This window comes from Streptomyces sp. NPDC001781, assembly GCF_053596035.1.
Genome location: NZ_JBSFFI010000003.1, coordinates 1 through 16,368 on the forward strand (window position 1 = coordinate 1; position 16,368 = coordinate 16,368).

Here is a 16,368-nt window from a genome sequence, read left to right on the forward strand (position 1 = left end):
CGGCTTTCCCCTTCCCGCCCCGGGGTGCCCGCGGGGCTGGCCAACGGTATGTGTGGGGCGGCGCTCGCCCCCCCGGGGCCCGGGGGGGGGGGGGGCGGGGGGGGGGGGCGGGCCCCCCCCGCACGCCCGCGGTCAGTGCTTCGCCGGCAGGAAGCCGACCCGGTCGTACGCCAGCGCCAGGGTCTCGGCGGCCACCGCGCGGGCCTTCTCGGCGCCCTTGGCGAGGATCGCGTCCAGCGTCTCGGTGTCCTCCAGGTACTGCTGCGTGCGCTCCCGGAAGGGGGTGACGAAGGCGACCATGATCTCGGCGAGGTCGGTCTTGAGGGCGCCGTACATCTTGCCCTCGTACTGCCGCTCCAGGTCCGCGACCGGCGTGCCGGTGAGGGTGGAGTGGATGGTGAGGAGGTTGCTCACGCCGGGCTTGTTCTCCCGGTCGAAGCGGATCACCGTGTCGGTGTCGGTGACCGCGCTCTTCACCTTCTTCGCGGTCGCCTTCGGGTCGTCCAGCAGGCTGACGACGCCCTTGGGCGAGGCCGCCGACTTGCTCATCTTGACCGCCGGGTCCTGGAGGTCGTAGATCTTCGCCGTCTCCTTGAGGATGTACGGCTTGGGGCTCACGAAGGTCTCGCCGAAGCGGCCGTTGAAGCGGTCGGCGAGGTCGCGGGTCAGCTCGACGTGCTGGCGCTGGTCCTCCCCGACCGGCACCTCGTCGGCGTGGTACAGCAGGATGTCCGCGACCTGGAGGATCGGGTACGTGAAGAGGCCGACGCTGGCCCGGTCGGCGCCCTGCTTGGCGGCCTTGTCCTTGAACTGGGTCATGCGGGACGCCTCGCCGAAGCCGGTGAGGCAGTTCATGACCCAGGCGAGCTGGGCGTGCTCGGGGACGTGGCTCTGCACGAAGAGGGTGCAGCGGTCGGGGTCCAGACCGGCCGCGAGGAGCTGGGCCGCGGCGAGGCGGGTGTTGGCGCGGAGGTCCTTCGGGTCCTGCGGGAGCGTGATCGCGTGCAGGTCGACGACCATGTAGAACGCGTCGTGCGTCTCCTGGAGGGCCACCCACTGGCGGACGGCACCGAGGTAGTTGCCGAGGTGGAACGAGCCTGCGGTGGGCTGGATTCCGGAGAGGACGCGAGGCTTCTTTTCAGCGGGGGCCATGGTGCCCATTCTCGCAGAGGTGGCGGTGAGTCCTGTGCCTGAGGGCCGTCCCGCAATCCGCGAGCCCGCTGGGGATCGTGGGACAGCCCTCAGTTGGGGGGTGGGCGCGGGGGCGCGGGGGCTGCGGCGACGTCGTGGCCTGTCGCGCGGTTCCCCGCGCCCGTGAGGCGGGTGCGCCTCGGCCCTGCTGATCAGGTCAGGTCGATCTCCGGGTACAGCGGGAAGGCCGCCACCAGGTCCGTCGCCCGCTGCGCGATCTCGTCCGCCGTCTTCCGGTCCAGGACGTGCTGGGCCTTCGACGGGGCGCCGGACTTGGTGGTGCCGGGCTCCGTGGCGGTGAGGACCCGGTCGATCAGGCCGGCCACCTCGTCCATCTCGGCCGTGCCGAGGCCGCGGGTGGTGAGGGCGGGGGTGCCGACGCGGATGCCGGAGGTGTACCAGGCGCCGTTGGGGTCGGCGGGGATGGCGTTGCGGTTGGTGACGACGCCGGAGTCCAGCAGGGCGGCCTCGGCCTGGCGGCCGGTGAGGCCGTAGGAGGCGGCGACGTCGATCAGGTTGAGGTGGTTGTCGGTGCCGCCGGTGACCAGGGTGGCGCCGCGCTTCGTCAGGCCCTCGGCGAGCGCGCGGGAGTTGTCGACGACGCGCTGGGCGTAGTCCCGGAAGGAGGGCCGGCGCGCCTCGGCCAGGGCGACCGCCTTGGCGGCCATGACGTGCGGGAGCGGGCCGCCCAGCACCATCGGGCAGCCCCGGTCGACCTGGTCCTTGAGGGAGTCGTCGCACAGGACCATGCCGCCGCGCGGGCCGCGCAGCGACTTGTGGGTGGTGGTGGTGACGATCTGGGCGTGCGGTACGGGGTCGAAGTCGCCGGTGAGCACCTTGCCCGCGACCAGACCGGCGAAGTGCGCCATGTCCACCATGAGGGTCGCGCCGACCTCGTCCGCGATCTCCCGCATGATCCGGAAGTTCACCAGGCGCGGGTAGGCGGAGTACCCGGCGACCAGGATCAGCGGGCGGAACTCGCGGGCCTGGGCGCGCAGGGCCTCGTAGTCGATCAGGCCGGTGGCCGGGTCGGTGCCGTAGGAGCGCTGGTCGAACATCTTGCCGCTGATGTTGGGCCGGAAGCCGTGGGTGAGGTGGCCGCCCGCGTCCAGGGACATGCCGAGCATGCGCTGGTTGCCGAAGGCCTGGCGCAGCTCGGCCCAGTCGGCCTCGGACAGCTCGTTGATCTGGCGGGCGCCGGTCCTCTCCAGGAACGGCACCTCCACGCGGTCGGCGAGGACGGCCCAGAAGGCGACCAGGTTGGCGTCGATGCCGGAGTGCGGCTGGACGTAGGCGTGCCGGGCGCCGAAGAGCTCGCGGGCGTGCTCGGCGGCCAGGGACTCGACGGTGTCGACGTTGCGGCAGCCGGCGTAGAAGCGGCGGCCGACGGTGCCCTCGGCGTACTTGTCGCTGAACCAGTTGCCCATCGCCAGCAGCGTCGCCGGGGAGGCGTAGTTCTCGGAGGCGATCAGCTTGAGCATCTCGCGCTGGTCCTGGACCTCCTGGCCGATCGCGTCGGCCACGCGGGGCTCGACCGCGCGGATGACGTCGAGCGCGGCGCGGTAGGCGGTGGTCTCGGCGGAGCCGGACGGGGTGGCGGTGGGGTTCTCGGGCATAGGGGGCCTCCGGACAGGGCGTCGGTGTGTCGTCGTGTTCGGTTCGGCCCAGGCGCACGGCGCTGACTCCCGGGCCGCTCCCCGATGGTCCGTCCCATCCCAGCGCGCCAGTCACGGCCCACGACCAGCCTACCGGCCGGCGGAGACGGGCGCGGGCCGGTCCGAGGGGCGGACGGGACCGGGGGTGTCCGGCCCGGCCGGCGGGACACCCCTCAGAGGATCACGTGCGGCAGGAAGCGGGCGTAGGAGTCGGTGATCAGCCCCGAGGACTCGCGGATGCCGAGTCCGGCCGCCTCGTCGCCGACGACCCACGCGCCCAGGACGACGTGGTTGCCGTCGAAGACGGGGAGCGGGGCGAGGGCCTGGTAGCAGCAGGTCTCCTCGGGCACCGGCGGGGCCGGGCTGCCCGGCGGGTGCAGGGTGACGCCCTCCCCCTCGCGGCCGAGCAGCGGCTTGGCGGCGTAGCCGGTGGTGGCGGCCAGCTCGCGGGGGCCGTCCAGGTAGGCCGGCAGGAGATTGGGGTGGCCGGGGTACAGCTCCCAGAGAACCGCCAGCAGGGCCTTGTTGCTGAGCAGCATCTTCCAGGCGGGCTCGATCCACAGGGTGCTGCCGGTGCCGCCGCCGTTGTCCAGGGTGTCCAGCACGTGCCCGGCGAACTCGTCGGTGGTGAGCCATTCCCACGGGTACAGCTTGAAGATCGCGCGGATGAACTTCAGCCGGTTGTCCACGAAGCGGCCGGAGAGGGTGTCCCAGCCGATCTCCTCCATGGAGAGCCAGTCGGTGTCGAGCCCGGCCTGCTCGGCGGTCTCCTTGAGGTAGGCGACCGTCATCAGGTCCTCGCCCAGTTCGTCGGCCGAGGAGTGCGCGAAGTGCAGCGGGACGCCCGGCGGGAGGAGCCCCGCCTGCTTGCGCCAGGCGCCGACCAGGCGTTCGTGCAGCGAGTTCCACTGGTCGGCGCCGGGGAAGCGCTCCTCCATCCAGAACCACTGCGCGGACGCGGCCTCCACCAACGAGGTCGGGGTGTCCGCGTTGTACTCCAGCATCCTCGCCGGGCCGGTGCCGTCGTAGTGCAGGTCGAACCTGCCGTAGAGGGAGGGGAGTTCGGCGCGCCGGTGCCAGGACTCGGTGACGGCGGCGGCGACCCGCGGGTCGGTGATGCCGAGGTCGGCGAGTCGGCCGTGCTCCACCATGTGCCCGGCGGCGGCCAGGCACATGGTGTGCAGTTCCTCGACGGTCTCCTCCAGCGCCTCCACCTCGGGCAGCGTGAAGACGTAGTGGGCGCTCTCGTCCCAGTAGGGACGCAGGGATCCGTCGGGATGGCGGGTGAGCGGGTAGACGATCCCCTGCTCCTCGACGGTGCGCTGCCAGTCGGGGCGGGGCGTGATCGTACGGCGTTCCATGCGCGCGGCCCGGCCCGGTCAGCCGCCGGAGCTGCCGTGGCCGCTGCCGAAGCCGCCCCGGTGCACGCTGTGGCCGTCGTTGTCGCCCGAACGGCCGGAGCCGCCGCCGGACTTGCGGGGCGCGGTGAAGGAGCCGCTGCGGACCCAGGAGCCCTTCTTCTTGCCGCCGTAGTAGTAGGCGCCGCCGCCGGAACCCGACTTGCAGTTCTTGTCGGAGACGACGTGGTAGCCCTTGGCCACGTTGTAGCTGTCGCGGTCCACGCAGCGCTTGTCCGGGTCGGACGAGGAGCATGCGGTGAGGGCGGCGGCGAGCAGCCCCATGCCTCCCAGGACGACCGTGGTGGAGCGCAGTTGCGCGCGGGTGTCGGCCATGTTCTCTTCTCCCCCGTCGGTGGTGCGTTCGGCAGTCAGCCTAGAGACCGGTGTGAGTTTCCGGCAGGGCGCCCCCACGTATTCGTGTTCCCCTACAGTCGCTTTGTGTTTTTTGGAATGGTGTGCGCGCTCGGCGCGGCGGTCTGCTTCGGTACGGCCACGGTGTTTCAGGCGGTGGCCGCGCGGGCGGCCACCGGACAGGGCGGCGGGGAGGCGGCGCTGCTGCTGAGGGCGGTGCGGCAGTGGCGGTACGCGGTGGGCCTCGCGCTGGACGGGCTCGGCTTCGTGTTCCAGATCCTCGCGCTGCGCTCGGTGCCGATCTACGCCGTGGGCGCCGCGCTGGCCGCGAGCCTCGCGGTGACGGCGGTGGTGGCGGCGCGGCTGCTGCGGGTGCGCCTGAGCGGGCGGGAGTGGACGGCGATCGGCGTGGTGTGCGCGGGGCTCGCGCTGCTCGGGCTGGCCTCGGGCGCGGAGGGCGGCCGCCAAGGCCCGGCCTGGCTGCCGTACGCGCTGCTCGCGACGGCGGCGGGGGTGCTGCTGCTCGGCGCGGCGGGCGGGCGGCTCACGGGACGGCCGCGCGCGCTGCTCCTCGGGCTCGGCGCGGGGTGCGGCTTCGGGGTGGTGGAGGTGGCGGTCCGCCTGGTCGGCTCCCTCCACCCGTACGCCCTGTCGACCGATCCGTCCCTCTACGCCCTGCTCCTCGGCGGCGGTGCCGCCTTCTGGCTCCTGACCTCGGCGCTGCAGCGCGGCTCGGTCACCACGGCCACGGCCGGGATGGTCCTCGGCGAGACCCTGGGCCCGGCTGCGGTGGGCGTGCTCTGGCTGGGCGACCGCACGCGGGCGGGGCTCGGTCCGCTCGCGGTGCTGGGGTTCGCCGTGGCGGTGGCGGGGGCGCTGGCGTTGGCGCGGTTCGGGGAGGCGCCGGGGACGGAGCCCGGGGACGACGGGCCGGCCGCTGCCCGGGAAGGCGCGGGCACCGCGTCCGTGGGCTGACCCGGGCGGGGCGCCGGCCGCATACCGCACCGCACTCGCGAAGGGGTCACGGCAGTGCCCGGCACAGGGCTTCCAGGACGGTCGGCCAGGTGCTGTCGGGAGGGGTGCCGTAGCCGACGACGAGCGCCTCCTGCGGTTCGGCGCGGGCCAGCCGGTGCCGGTAGAAGGCGAGGCCGTGCAGCGCGAGTCCCTGCCAGTGGGCGGCCCGCACGACGGCCTGCTCGGTGCCGGGCGGCAACCGCAGCACCGCGTGCAGCCCGGCCGCGATCCCGGTGACCGTGACCTCCGGCGCCCGGTCGGCGACGGCGGCTGCCAGTTGGTCCCGGCGGCGCCGGTAGCGCTGCCGGGCGGCGCGGACGTGGCGGTCGTACGCGCCCGAGGCGATGAACTCGGCCAGCGTGAGCTGGTCGAGCACGCCGACGGTGTCACTGTGGCCCTTGGCCTTCGTCAGCTCCGCCAGGAGGGCCGGGGGGACCACCATCCAGCCCAGGCGGAGTCCGGGGGCGAGGGACTTGCTGGCGGTGCCCAGGTGGATCACGTGGCCGGGGTCGAGGCCCTGGAGCGCGCCGACGGGCTGGCGGTCGTAGCGGAACTCGCCGTCGTAGTCGTCCTCCAGGATCAGCCCGCCGGTCCGCCGGGCCCAGTCGACGACGGCGGCGCGCCGGTCGGGGTGCAGCGGGGTGCCCATGGGGAACTGATGGGCCGGGGTGAGGAGTACGGCGCCCTCGGTGCCCAGGGGCCGGGTGTCGGTGCCGAGTCGGTCGTACGGCAGCGCGGTGGTCGTCAGGCCCGCTCCGGCGAGCAGGTCGCGGTGCACGTGGAGGCCGTAGGACTCGACGGCGACCGTGCGGGCGCCCCGGCCGTGCAGCACGGTGCCGAGGAGGCGCAGGGCGTGGGAGAAGCCCGCGGTGATCAGCACGGTGCCGGGGTCGGTGCGCACACCCCGGACGCGGGCGAGGTATCCGGCGACGGCGGTACGCAGTTCGGGTCGGCCGCGCGGATCGCCGTAGCCCAGCGCGTCGTTGGGGGCGCGGGTCAGGGCGCGGCGGGCGGCCCTCAGCCACTCGGTGCGGGGGAAGGCGGCGAGGTCGGGGGTGCCGGGGACCAGGCTGTGCGCGGGGCGGCCGGGCGTGCGGCGCCTCACGGGCGTGCCCGCCGCTCCGGCCACGGGCACGGCCCGCTCGGCGACGCGGGTGCCGGAGCCCTGGCGGGCGGTGAGCCAGCCCTCGGCGACCAGGTCGGCGTACGCCTCGGCGACGGTGTTGCGGGCGATCCCGAGATCCGCCGCCAGGGTGCGGGAGGAGGGCAGCCGGGTGCCGGGGGCGAGCCGGCCGGTGCGTACGGCGTCGCGCAGCGCGTCGGTGAGACCCCGGCGCAGCCCGCTGCCGCCGGCCGGTTCGAGGTGGAGGTCGATCCCCAGATTGGCCCATGAATCCGCCATGGGAATGGACCATACTCCTGGGCTGCTTCGCTCCTAGGCTGGCCCGTATGGAGACCACGGAGAACACCACCGGGTACGCCCCCGAGCGCCCCGCACGCCTGTCCTGGACCGAGCACGTGCCCGACGTCTACAGGGCGATGGTCCGCCTGGACGCGGCCGCCAGGAAGGGCGTCGACCCCACGCTGCTGGAGCTGGTGAAGATCCGCGCCTCGCAGCTCAACCACTGCGCGTACTGCCTGGACATGCACACCAAGGACGCGCTCGCGGCCGGGGAGAGCGTGGAGCGGATCGTGCAGCTCGGCGCGTGGGACGAGTCACGGCACTTCTACACCGGGAAGGAGCTGGCGGCGCTGGAGCTGACCGAGGCCGTCACCGTCCTCACCGACGGCTTCGTGCCGGACGAGGTGTACGAGCGGGCCGCCGGGCAGTTCGAGGAGGCCGAGCTGGCGCAGCTGATCGCCGCGATCACGGTGATCAACGCCTGGAACCGGTTCGCGGTGACGACGCGGATGGTGCCGGGGCACTACACGCCGGGGCAGTACGAGTAGCCGTGCCCGCAACCGCGGACGGCGGCGCCGCCGATTGGGCACGCGCCGCCGTCCGCCGTCCGGTGCCGGCTCACGGAAGCCAGCGCTTCCACGTCTCCGGGTGGGCGTCGACCCACCTCTTCGCGGCCTCCTCCGGGCTGAGCTTCTGCTCGGCGATCATGAGGGAGACCTCGTTCTGGTCCTCCGTCGTCCACTGGAACTTCTTCAGGAACTCCGCGCCCTTGCCGCCGGAGCGGGCGAAGTCGGCGTTGAGGAACTTGCGCAGCGGGGTCTTCGGGTACGCGCAGGTGATCTTCGCGGCGTCGGTGTCGCAGCCCTCCTTGTACGGCGGGAGCTGCACCTCTGTCATCGGCACCTTCTTGAACAGCCACTGGGGGGTGTACCAGTAGGTCAGGAAGGGCTTCTTCTCCTTGGCGAACTGCTTGATCTGGGTGATCTGCGCGGCCTCGGACCCGGCGAAGACGACCTGGTAGTTCAGCTTCAGGTTCTTCACCAGTGCCTTGTCATGGGTGACGTAGGCCGGGGAGCCGTCCATGAGCTGGCCCTTGCCGCCGGACTCGGCGGTACGGAACTGGGCCGCGTACTTGTCGAGGTTCTTCCAGTTCGTGATGTCGGGGTGCTGCTTGGCGAAGTAGGTCGGCACGAACCAGCCGATGTGCCCGGTGACACCGAGCCCGCCCGCGGCGGAGACGGTCTTCTTCTCCTGGACGTACCGCTTCTCCTGCTCGGGGTGGCTCCAGTCCTCCAGCAGCGCGTCGACGCGGCCCTGGCTGAGCGCGTCCCAGGCGGGGATCTCGTCGACCTGGACGGTGTCGACGCGGTAGCCCATCTTGTGCTCGAGCAGGTACTTGGCGACCGCCACGTTGGACTGCGCGCCCACCCAGGACTGCACGGACAGGGTCATGCTCTTGGCGCCGCCCGCGTTGGCGAACGGGCTGGCCTGCTTGGTCATGTCGGCCGCGCCGCAGCCGGTGAGCAGGGCGAGCGCGGACGCGGCGGCGACGCTCACCGAGAGGGTCGTACGGAGTCGCATGTCACGCTCCCTTCTTCGCGCGGCGGCCGGTGGGCTGGGTGACCCGGTCGAGCATCAGGCCGAGGCAGACGATCGCGGCACCGGCGACCAGGCCGGTGGCGAGGTCGCCCTGGGCGAGGCCGAAGGCGACGTCGTAGCCGAGGGCGCCCGCGCCGACCAGACCGCCGATGATGACGACGGCGAGGACCAGGACGACGCCCTGGTTCACGGCCAGCAGCAGCGAGCGCCGGGCCAGCGGGAGCTGGACCTGCCAGAGCTGCTGACGGCCGGTGGCGCCCAGCGAGCGGGCCGACTCCAGCGCGGCCGGGTCGACCTGGCGCAGGCCCTGCGCGGTGATCCGGACGACGGCCGGGAGGGCGTACACCACGGCGGCGACGACGGCCGGGGCGCGGCCGACGCCGAACAGGGCGACGACGGGGATCAGGTACACGAACTGCGGCATGGTCTGGAACACGTCCAGCACCGGGCGCAGCAGCCGGTCCACCCGGTCGCTGCGGGCGGCCGCGATGCCGGTGGCGATGCCGAGGACCAGGGTGACGGCGACGGCGGCCAGGACCTGGGAGAGCGTGTCGAGGGAGGAGTCCCAGACGCCGAGCACGCCGATCGCGGCCATGGCGAGGGTGGCGGTCAGCGCGGTGCGCCAGGTCCCGATCAGCCAGGCCAGCGCGGCGACGAGCAGCAGCACCGACCACCAGGGCAGTGCGCGCAGGCCGTCGCGCAGCGGGTCCAGCATCCAGGTGGTGAAGTGCCCGGCCCAGTCGGCGGTACCACCGATCACGGGGACGCCGGAGTAGAGGTGCGCGGTCATCCAGTTGACGGCGTGGTTGACCGGCTCCGCGATGTTCAGGGTGGCGGCCGCGGGCCACTCGGTGCCGCCGAGCAGCCGGGCGGCGACCGCCGCGACGGCGGTGGCGGCGAGCGCGAGGAGCCACATCGTGCGGCGGGACTCGCCGCTGTGGTCGCCGGCGCGGCCGGCGGCGCCGGTCACCCGGTCCAGCACGATGGCGAGCAGCACGATCGGGATGCCCGCGGCGAGGGCGGCGCCGACGTCGACGGAGGCGAGCGCCTGGTAGACGCGGTCACCGAGGCCGCCGGCGCCGATGACGGAGGCGATGACGGCCATGGACAGGGCCATCATGATCGTCTGGTTGAGGCCGAGCAGGAGCTCCTTGCGGGCCAGCGGGATACGGGCGGTCAGCAGCCGCTGGCGCGGGGTGGCGCCGAGCGAGTGCACCGCTTCCAGCACCTCGGGGTCGGCGCCGCGCAGGCCGAGCGCGGTGAGCCGCGCCATCGGCGGGGCCGCGTAGACCACGGTGGCGAGGACGGCGGCGGGGACGCCGATGCCGAAGACCAGCACCACGGGCAGCAGGTAGGCGAAGGCGGGGAGCACCTGCATGGTGTCCAGCACCGGGCGCAGCGCGCGGTCCATCCGGTCGGAGAGCCCGGCGGCGAGCCCGAGCACGACGCCGACGGCGACGGACGCCAGCACCGCGGCCACCATGAGCGCGAGCGTCTGCATGGTGGGCAGCCACATGCCGAGCGCACCGCAGGCGAGGAACGCCGCGGCCGTCCCGGTGGCCAGCTTCACCCCGGCCACCCGCCAGGCGACCAAGGCGCCGAGCACGGTGACGCCGGCCCAGCCCATGGCGAGCAGGGCCAGGTAGACACCGCGCACGCCGAGCACGATCGCGTTGCTGATGTGGCCGAAGAAGTACAGGAACAGCGGGTGGCTGTCCCGGTTGTTCATCACCCAGTCGCTGGCGTCGCCGAGCGGGCCGGTGAGGCTGACGGTCAGCGCGTGGGGCCAGTGTCCGCTGCCCCACCGGCTGTCGATCAGGGGAACGAGGATCACGGCGGCGACGGCGAGCGTGATCAGCTTGGCCGCCGGGCGGGACTTCAGCAGGCCGGGCAGGGCGCGCCGGGCGCCGGGCACGGAGAGCGTGGTCATCGGGCCGCCTCGGGGTCGGGGGCGGCGGACACGAGGGGGGCCTCGGCCTCCCGCTCGGCGGGGGCGGCGGCCCGGGTGCCCGCCACCACGTTGAGCAGCGCGTCGGAGTCGACGACGCCCATGCAGGTGCCGTCGTCCATCACGCGCGCCGGTTCACCCGCGCGGGCGACGGCCTCGATGGCCTCGGCCACCGGGGCCTCGGGGCTGACGGCCGGGCCGCTTCCCGCCTCCTCCAGGGAGGCCGGGCGCATGGCGGAGCGGCAGGTGACGACCTGCTCGCGCGGCACGTCGCGGACGAACTCGCGGACGTAGTCGTCGGCCGGGGAGTTGACGATCTCCTCGGGGGTGCCGAGCTGGACCACGCGGCCGTCGCGCATCAGGGCGATGCGGTCGCCCAGTTTGAGGGCCTCGGTGAGGTCGTGGGTGATGAAGACCATGGTGCGGCCCTCTTCGCTGTGCAGGCGGGCGACCTCGTCCTGCATGTCGCGCCGGATCAGCGGGTCGAGCGCGCTGAACGGCTCGTCGAAGAGCAGCACCTCGGGGTCGACGGCGAGGGCGCGGGCGAGCCCGACGCGCTGGCGCTGACCGCCGGAGAGCTGGCCCGGGCGGCGCTTCTCCATGCCCGCGAGCCCGACCTTGGCGACGACCTCGGCGGCCTTCTCGCGGCGCTCGGCGCGGCCCATGCCCTGGATCTCCAGGCCGTAGGCGACGTTGTCGAGGACCGTGCGGTGCGGCAGCAGGCCGAAGTGCTGGAAGACCATCGCGGCCCGGTGCCGGCGCAGTTCGCGCAGCCGGCCGCGGTCCATGGCGCGTACGTCCTCGCCGTCGATGGCGATGGTGCCGGCGGTGGGTTCGATCAGCCGGGTCAGACAGCGCACCAGGGTGGACTTGCCGGAGCCGGAGAGGCCCATGACGACGAAGACCTCGCCCTTGCGGACCTCGAAGGAGACGTCCCGCACGGCGGCCGTGCAGCCGGTCTCGGCGCGCAGTTCGGCGGGGCTCAGCGCGGCCAGCTCCGGGTCGGCGGGGACGCGCTCGGGCTTGGGGCCGAACACCTTCCACAGGCCGTCGACGGCGAAGACCGGCGCGCGGGACTCCTCGGTGGGCGGCTTGCGGGTGGGAACGGTGAGCGTCATCGCGCGTCACCACCTATCAGTTCGACGGCCTTCTCCCCGACCATGAGCACTCCGATCATCGGGTTCACCGCGGTCATCGTCGGGAAGACGGACGCGTCGGCGATGCGGATGCCGTCCAGACCCCGGACACGCAGTTCGGGGTCCACGACGGCGAGTTCGTCATCGGCGGCGCCCATCCTGCAGGTGCCGGCCGGGTGGTACACGGTGTGCGCGACCTTGCGCGCGTACTCGCTCAGCTCCTCGTCGCCCTGGACCTCGGGTCCGGGGCAGACCTCGCGCTTGAGCCAGTGGGCCAGCGGCTCCGACTTGGCCACCTCGCGGGCGATGCGGATGCCGTCGACCAGCGTCCTGGCGTCGTAGTCGTCCTCGTCGGTGAAGTACCGGAAGTCCAGCGCGGGCTTGACCTCGGGATCGGCGCTGGTCAGGTAGAGCCGGCCGCGGCTCCTGGGCTTGGGGATGTTCGGGGTCATCGAGACGCCGAACTCGGGCCGCTCGTAGCCGAGACGCTCCGGATTGTCCGTGAACGGGATCTGGTAGAAGTGGAACATCAGGTCCGGGCCCGCGTGTTCGGGGTCGCGGCGGACGAACAGGCCCGCGTCGGAGTCCATCGCGGAGTTCTCCGGGATGGGTCCGTGGGTCTCCCAGACGATGACCGACTCCGGGTGGTCGAGCAGGTTCTCGCCGACGCCGGGCAGGTCCAGCACGACCGGGATGCCGAGGGCCTCCAGGTCGGCGCGCGGGCCGATGCCCGAGTGCATCAGCAGGCGCGGGGTGTCGACGGCGCCCGCGCAGAGGACCACCTCGTTGCGCGCCTTGACCAGCAGCTCCTGCCCGTCCTTGGTGCGCACGTGGACGCCCTCGGCACGAGTGCCGTCCAGCTCCAGCTTGTACGCCCAGGTCTCCAGGAACAGGTGAAGGTTCGGGCGCTCGTCCATCACCGGGTGCAGATAGGCGACGGAGGCGGAGGAGCGCTTGTTGTTCTCGGGGTGGTAGGCGAGGTCGAAGAAGCCGACGCCGTCGGTGAACGGCTTCCTGTTGAAGCCCTCCACACGCGGCACGCCGAGCGCGGACTGCGCGGCGTCCACGAAGTCCCGCGCGATGGCGTTCCGGTCCTTCTCGTCCACCGAGACGATGTTGTTCTTCAGCCGGGCGAAGTACGCCTCCATCGGGACGGCGCCCCAGCCGGTCGCCCCGGCCTGCTCCCACTCGTCCCAGTCGGAGGGCAGGGGCTTGAACGAGATCAGGGTGTTGTGCGAGGAGCAGCCGCCGAGCACGCGGGCCCGGCTGTGCCGGATGTGGGAGTTGCCGCGCGGCTGCTCGGTGGTCGGGTAGTCGTAGTCGAGGTCGCCGCCGAGCAGGCCCATCCAGCGGCGCAGCGTGAGCACGTCGTCGCGGTCGACGTCGCTCGGGCCGCCCTCGATGACGGCGACGGTGACGTCCGGGTTCTCGGTCAGGCGGGAGGCGATGACGGAGCCCGCCGTGCCGCCGCCGACGACGACGTAGTCGTACTCGTGGGTGTGTTCGGGCATGGGGTGTGACTCCTGGGGACGGGGAGGTCCTGCGAAGGTCGGAAGGGGGCTCAGCCGGCGAACCAGCGCACGGGGCTCGGGGCGAGGTTCTGGTACACGTGCTTGGCCTCGCGGTACTCGGCGAGGCCGGCGGGGCCCAGCTCGCGGCCGGTGCCGCTCTTGCCGAAACCGCCCCACTCCGCCTGCGGCAGGTAGGGGTGGAAGTCGTTGATCCACACGGTGCCGTGCCGCAGCCGGGCGGCCACGCGCCGGGCGCGGCCGGCGTCGGCGGTCCAGACGGCGCCCGCGAGACCGTACTCGGTGTCGTTGGCGAGGGTGACCGCCTCGTCCTCGGTGCGGAAGGTCTCGACGGTGAGGACGGGTCCGAAGACCTCCTCCCGCACGACGCGCATCTCGCGGTGGCAGTGGTCGAGGACGGTCGGCTCGTAGAAGTAGCCGGACTCGGGACGGTCGGCGGTGGGCTCGGGGCGCTTGCCGCCGCAGACCAGGGTGGCGCCCTCGGCGAGCGCCGAGGCGACGAAGTCCTCGGTCTTGGCGCGCTGCTGCTCGGAGACGAGCGGTCCGCACTCGACACCGGACGCGGTGCCCCGGCCGAGCTTGATCTTCCGCGCGCGGACGGCGAGTTCGGCGACGAAGCGGTCCCGGACGGACTCCTCGACGATGAGGCGCCCGCCGGCCGAGCAGACCTGGCCGCTGTGGATGAACGCGGCGTTGAGGGCCTGGTCGACGGCGGTGTCGAAGCCCTCCTCGGTGGCGCAGGCGTCGGCGAAGACCACGTTGGGGTTCTTCCCGCCGAGTTCCAGGGCGACCTTCTTCACGCTCGGCGCGGCGGCCTGGGCGACCTTGACGCCGCTGACCAGGCCGCCGGTGAAGGAGACGAGGTCGACGTCGGGGTGCTCCGAGAGGCGGGCGCCGACGGTGTGGCCGGGGCCGGTGACCAGGCCGGCGACGCCCTCGGGGAGTCCGGCCTCCACCAGCAGCCCGATGAGCGCGATGGTGGTCATCGGGGTGATCTCGCTGGGCTTGATCACGAAGGTGTTGCCCGCGGCGAGCGCCGGGGCGATCTTCCAGCTCGCCTGGAGCAGCGGATAGTTCCACGGGGTGATCAGCGAGCAGACACCGACCGGCTCGTGCACGACGACGCTGTGGATGTCGGGTGAGCCCGCGTCGACCACCCGGCCGGGCGCCTCGGCGGCGACCAGGTCCGCGAAGTAGCGGAAGGCGTCGGCGACGCAGTCGATGTCGACGCGGCCCTCCTCGACGGTCTTGCCCGCGTCCCTGCTCTCCAGCAGGCCCAGTTCCTCGCGGTCGCGGACCAGGAGGTCCGCCACGCGGCGCAGCAGGGCGGCACGCTCGGCGACCGGGGTGTGCGGCCAGGGGCCCTCGTCGAACGCGCGGCGTGCGGCGGCCACCGCGCGGTCCACGTCCTTCGTGCCACCCTCCGCGACGACGGCGAAGGGCCTGCCGTCCGCGGGGTCGAGGATCTCCCGGGTCTCCCCGGAGTCTGCTTCCAGCCACTCACCTCCGGCGTGAATGGTGGCCTCGGCCGGTCGTTCCGTTCTGTCCGCCATGATCGGTTTTGCCTTCCCTTCCTGTTCAGGCGCCCTGCGTGACAGAGCCGCCACATCGGGGCGCATGACCGCATGCCCTCGGCCTGTGAAGCGCATGCGCATTCGATGGCCGAAAGTGCGTCGGGTCACGAAGTTTACGGGAGAAAAGGCAATAAATGGGGCATACTGGGGTGGCATCGGTCACGGCCCTGGTGCACACTCCGCGAACCGGGCCGATTCGATCAGTTCAGCGCCGCGTTCCCGGCCGGGTCGCAGTCCATGCCGGGCGGGCAGAACCAGGCGAGCGCGGTGGTGAGGAGTTCCAGCTCGTCGTCCCGGCCGTCGGCGTCCGGGCCGTACGCGGCGAGCGCGTAGATCCTGCCGTCGGCGGCGACGAACCGCTCGTCGTAGACGTGCCAGGTCCCGACCTCGGGCTCGCCCCGGATGGTGTCCGCGAGGTACTCCAGCCGGGACCCGGTGAAGTCCCCCTCGTCCAGGTCGGCCAGCGCCAGCTTCTCGAACCCGCGCGGCTTGGCGGTCCGGTCCGAGAGGTACAGGTCGAAGGACGCCTGCGGGCTCGCCTCCGACACCTCGTACACCTGGAGCCTCCGCTCCCGGTCGGGGCTGCGGTAGTTCACGACGGCCATCCCGTACTCGGACGGCACGGTGGCCCGCGCCCACCCCTCGGGCACCGCCACCCGGAACCCCTCACCGTCGTCGTGCAGCTCGTATCCGGCGGGGGGCGTTGCGGCGGACGGGCTGGGCGCGGGGGAACTGGATACCGGGCTCGGGCCGCGGGTGACGGGAGCGGAGGAGGTGTGCGCCTGGCCCCGCCTGCTCCGGTCGTCGCCGTTCTCACGGACGACCAGGGCCAGCACGAGGCTCACCGCGATCCCGGCTGCCGCCGCCCCGACGAGGACGGACCAGAGCACACGGCGGCTGGGACCGCCGCGGGGCGGCGCGGGGTCCGCGGCGGGAGAGGCCGCGGTCGCGGCGGTGGGGGGCCAGGTGGCGGTCGGGGCCGGGGACTCGGCGGGCGGCCATACGGCGGCCGGCTCGGCCGGGGGCCACGAGACGGTCGGGGGTTCGGCGTGCGCGGAAGTCTCGGCCGGGGGCCAGGACGAGGGAGGAGGCGTGCGCCGGCCCGCGGGCGGCCAGGTGGGGGCCGAGGGGCCGGTCCCGGTCGGCGGACCTGCACAGGGGCCGGCGGAGGCCGGGGACTCGGCCGGGGGCCGGGCACCGGCCGGCGGCCCCGCGGGCGCGGAGGGGCCGGTGGACGCCGGCGGCTCGGCCGGGGACTCGGCCGGGGGCTCGGTGGGAGGCGGGTCGGCGGAGGACGGGGAGCCGGCCGGCGCGGGGGGCGTGCGACGGTCCGCCGGTGGCCATGGGGCGGCCGGGCCGCCGGTGGCCTCCGCGGGGGCGGCCGGGGGCCACTTCGGGGCCGGTGGCGCGGCGGGCATCCTGGGACCGGCCGGGGGCCAGGCCGCGGTCGGGGCGTGATCGGGGCCGGACGGTGGGGGCGGGGTCGGGGGCGTGTCGGTGCCGGGGCCCGCCTCCCAGCGTTGGGTGTCCTCGTTCCAGTGCTGCTGTCCCCCGCTCATCGCGGCCCCC

General features: G+C 73.4%; 13 protein-coding genes and 1 riboswitch. Of the genes, 2 read left to right on the forward strand and 11 right to left on the reverse strand.

What is annotated here, in order from left to right:
* Positions 1-132: 132 nt before the first annotated feature.
* From trpS to ACWCV3_RS03155, 4 genes are all read right to left on the reverse strand, one after another.
* Positions 133-1,152, reverse strand: a complete 1,020-nt coding sequence (gene trpS, locus ACWCV3_RS03140; RefSeq protein ID WP_451217569.1) for a tryptophan--tRNA ligase — start codon at positions 1,150-1,152, stop codon at positions 133-135.
* Positions 1,153-1,343: 191 nt separating this feature from the next.
* Positions 1,344-2,807 carry a glycine hydroxymethyltransferase gene (locus ACWCV3_RS03145; protein WP_451217572.1) on the reverse strand — a complete coding sequence of 488 codons (1,464 nt, stop codon included), beginning with the start codon at positions 2,805-2,807 and terminating at the stop codon, positions 1,344-1,346.
* A 39-nt stretch (positions 2,808-2,846) separates the two neighbouring features.
* Positions 2,847-2,932: riboswitch (ZMP/ZTP riboswitch) on the reverse strand.
* 87 nt (positions 2,933-3,019) lie between these two features.
* Positions 3,020-4,207 carry a glutathionylspermidine synthase family protein gene (locus tag ACWCV3_RS03150; protein WP_451217575.1) on the reverse strand — a complete coding sequence of 396 codons (1,188 nt, stop codon included), beginning with the start codon at positions 4,205-4,207 and terminating at the stop codon, positions 3,020-3,022.
* An 18-nt stretch (positions 4,208-4,225) separates the two neighbouring features.
* A complete protein-coding gene (locus ACWCV3_RS03155; protein WP_451217578.1) occupies positions 4,226-4,579 on the reverse strand; it encodes a hypothetical protein in 354 nt (117 codons plus the stop codon).
* Between the two features lie 117 nt (positions 4,580-4,696).
* Between ACWCV3_RS03155 and ACWCV3_RS03160 the strand changes: the two genes are divergently transcribed.
* The gene (locus ACWCV3_RS03160) at positions 4,697-5,572 is read left to right on the forward strand and encodes a DMT family transporter (protein WP_451218219.1); all 876 of its coding nucleotides are present in this window, start codon (positions 4,697-4,699) and stop codon (positions 5,570-5,572) included.
* 46 nt (positions 5,573-5,618) lie between these two features.
* Here the strand turns inward: ACWCV3_RS03160 and pdxR are convergent, their stop codons facing one another.
* Positions 5,619-7,013, reverse strand: a complete 1,395-nt coding sequence (pdxR, locus tag ACWCV3_RS03165) for a MocR-like pyridoxine biosynthesis transcription factor PdxR (protein ID WP_451217581.1) — start codon at positions 7,011-7,013, stop codon at positions 5,619-5,621.
* A gap of 47 nt (positions 7,014-7,060) precedes the next feature.
* Between pdxR and ACWCV3_RS03170 the strand changes: the two genes are divergently transcribed.
* Entirely contained in the window at positions 7,061-7,561 is a 501-nt protein-coding gene (locus ACWCV3_RS03170) for a carboxymuconolactone decarboxylase family protein (protein ID WP_451217584.1), read from the forward strand.
* Positions 7,562-7,631: 70 nt separating this feature from the next.
* Here the strand turns inward: ACWCV3_RS03170 and ACWCV3_RS03175 are convergent, their stop codons facing one another.
* The 6 genes from ACWCV3_RS03175 to ACWCV3_RS03200 all read right to left on the reverse strand — a co-directional run bounded on the left by ACWCV3_RS03175 (position 7,632) and on the right by ACWCV3_RS03200 (position 16,358).
* Positions 7,632-8,594: an ABC transporter substrate-binding protein gene (locus ACWCV3_RS03175; protein WP_451217587.1), complete on the reverse strand. Its 963-nt coding sequence runs from the start codon at positions 8,592-8,594 to the stop codon at positions 7,632-7,634.
* Position 8,595: 1 nt separating this feature from the next.
* Complete coding sequence (locus tag ACWCV3_RS03180; protein ID WP_451217590.1) at positions 8,596-10,542, reverse strand: ABC transporter permease; 1,947 nt, start codon at positions 10,540-10,542, stop codon at positions 8,596-8,598.
* Positions 10,539-11,678 carry a quaternary amine ABC transporter ATP-binding protein gene (locus ACWCV3_RS03185; RefSeq protein ID WP_451217593.1) on the reverse strand — a complete coding sequence of 380 codons (1,140 nt, stop codon included), beginning with the start codon at positions 11,676-11,678 and terminating at the stop codon, positions 10,539-10,541. The genes ACWCV3_RS03180 and ACWCV3_RS03185 overlap by 4 nt, the downstream gene beginning before the upstream one ends.
* Positions 11,675-13,207 (reverse strand): GMC family oxidoreductase, encoded by a 1,533-nt coding sequence (locus ACWCV3_RS03190; protein ID WP_451217596.1) that lies wholly within the window; start codon positions 13,205-13,207, stop codon positions 11,675-11,677. The genes ACWCV3_RS03185 and ACWCV3_RS03190 overlap by 4 nt, the downstream gene beginning before the upstream one ends.
* Positions 13,208-13,257: 50 nt before the next feature.
* A complete protein-coding gene (locus ACWCV3_RS03195; protein ID WP_451217599.1) occupies positions 13,258-14,778 on the reverse strand; it encodes an aldehyde dehydrogenase family protein in 1,521 nt (506 codons plus the stop codon).
* A 221-nt stretch (positions 14,779-14,999) separates the two neighbouring features.
* Positions 15,000-16,358, reverse strand: a complete 1,359-nt coding sequence (locus ACWCV3_RS03200) for a hypothetical protein (protein ID WP_451217602.1) — start codon at positions 16,356-16,358, stop codon at positions 15,000-15,002.
* Between the last annotated feature and the right edge of the window lie 10 nt (positions 16,359-16,368).

Excerpts from the sequence above, each read along its gene's own strand:
- trpS (WP_451217569.1), bottom strand. The coding sequence starts at position 1,152 with ATGGCCCCCGCTGAAAAGAAGCCTCGCGTCCTCTCCGGAATCCAGCCC.
- ACWCV3_RS03195 (WP_451217599.1), bottom strand. The coding sequence starts at position 14,778 with ATGGCGGACAGAACGGAACGACCGGCCGAGGCCACCATTCACGCCGGA.
- ACWCV3_RS03170 (WP_451217584.1), top strand. The coding sequence starts at position 7,061 with ATGGAGACCACGGAGAACACCACCGGGTACGCCCCCGAGCGCCCCGCA.
- ACWCV3_RS03185 (WP_451217593.1), bottom strand. The coding sequence starts at position 11,678 with ATGACGCTCACCGTTCCCACCCGCAAGCCGCCCACCGAGGAGTCCCGC.
- ACWCV3_RS03155 (WP_451217578.1), bottom strand. The coding sequence starts at position 4,579 with ATGGCCGACACCCGCGCGCAACTGCGCTCCACCACGGTCGTCCTGGGA.
- ACWCV3_RS03175 (WP_451217587.1), bottom strand. The coding sequence starts at position 8,594 with ATGCGACTCCGTACGACCCTCTCGGTGAGCGTCGCCGCCGCGTCCGCG.
- ACWCV3_RS03150 (WP_451217575.1), bottom strand. The coding sequence starts at position 4,207 with ATGGAACGCCGTACGATCACGCCCCGCCCCGACTGGCAGCGCACCGTC.
- ACWCV3_RS03145 (WP_451217572.1), bottom strand. The coding sequence starts at position 2,807 with ATGCCCGAGAACCCCACCGCCACCCCGTCCGGCTCCGCCGAGACCACC.
- ACWCV3_RS03180 (WP_451217590.1), bottom strand. The coding sequence starts at position 10,542 with ATGACCACGCTCTCCGTGCCCGGCGCCCGGCGCGCCCTGCCCGGCCTG.
- pdxR (WP_451217581.1), bottom strand. The coding sequence starts at position 7,013 with ATGGCGGATTCATGGGCCAATCTGGGGATCGACCTCCACCTCGAACCG.
- ACWCV3_RS03190 (WP_451217596.1), bottom strand. The coding sequence starts at position 13,207 with ATGCCCGAACACACCCACGAGTACGACTACGTCGTCGTCGGCGGCGGC.
- ACWCV3_RS03200 (WP_451217602.1), bottom strand. The coding sequence starts at position 16,358 with ATGAGCGGGGGACAGCAGCACTGGAACGAGGACACCCAACGCTGGGAG.
- ACWCV3_RS03160 (WP_451218219.1), top strand. The coding sequence starts at position 4,697 with ATGGTGTGCGCGCTCGGCGCGGCGGTCTGCTTCGGTACGGCCACGGTG.